Raw genomic sequence first — 1,080 nt, 5'->3', positions numbered from 1 at the left:
TGATCCGTCCGCAGACCGCCGAGCACCCGGACTACCGCGGCTACGCGGGCCAGATCGCCTCCGGCGTCCTGCGCGTCGGCGAGTCCGTCACCGTCCTTCCGTCGGGGAAGACCTCGGTGATCGAGGGCATCGACGCGCTCGGCGAGTCCGTGGACATCGCCTGGTCCCCGCAGTCGGTGACCCTGCGGCTGAAGGACGACATCGACATCTCGCGCGGCGACCTGATCGCGCCGAGCGCGAGCGCCCCGGCCACCACGCAGGACGTCACCGCGACGGTCTGCCACGTGGCCGACCAGCCGCTGGCCGTGGGCGCGCGGGTGCTGCTCAAGCACACGACCCGCACGGTCAAGGCGATCGTCAAGGAGATCCCCTCGCGGCTCACCCTCGACGACCTGTCCCAGCACCCGAACCCGGGCCGGCTGGTGGCCAACGACATCGGCCTCGTCGTCGTCCGCACCGCCGAGCCGCTCGCGCTCGACGCGTACGCCGACTCGCGCCGCACCGGGTCCTTCCTGCTGATCGACCCGGCCGACGGGACCACCCTGGCGGCGGGCATGGCGGGCGAGTCCTTCGCCTCGAAGGCCGAGACGGTACCGGCCGACGAGGAAGGGTGGGACTTCTAGGCCATGCGGACCGACATCTACACCACCTTCGCGAAGGAGGGTGGCCGCGTAGGCAGCGGCGCCCTCGGCAGCGGCCAGGGAGGAGTGGCGCGATGTGCGCGATGACGTACGCGCACCGCATGCGCGCCCTCACCCCCCACGAGCCGTACCCGCCCGCGCTCCACCGCCGAAAGACCGCGCCGTAAGACACAGACGGCGCGTCGAGAGGAAGTTCTCCCGTGCCTGTCACCCGTAAGACCCTGCTCCGCCGCGGTGTCACCGCCATCGCCGCCCTCCCGCTGCTGGTCGGCGTCCTCGCCTCCTGCGGCTACGGCTCCGAGGCGGAGAAGACGGAGCCGAAGGCGGCCGGCGCCGCGTCCGACGGCGGCAAGGCGCTCTCGGCGTCCGAGGTCCGCATCGGGTACTTCCCGAACCTGACCCACGCCACCGCGCTGGTCGGTCTCCAGGAAGGCCTCAT

The 1,080-nt window shown here is 72.1% G+C and carries 2 pseudogenes; both read left to right on the top strand.

What is annotated here, in order from left to right:
- A pseudogene (locus ACIRBY_RS38755) lies at positions 1-623 on the top strand (hypothetical protein); the annotation flags it as partial.
- 218 nt (positions 624-841) lie between these two features.
- Positions 842-1,080 (top strand): annotated as a pseudogene (locus tag ACIRBY_RS38750) (sulfate ABC transporter substrate-binding protein); the annotation flags it as partial.

Source organism: Streptomyces sp. NPDC096136, from assembly GCF_044763325.1.
In the GTDB taxonomy this organism is placed as follows: Bacteria; Actinomycetota; Actinomycetes; order Streptomycetales; family Streptomycetaceae; genus Streptomyces.
This window is presented reverse-complemented; position numbering and strand designations above follow the sequence as displayed.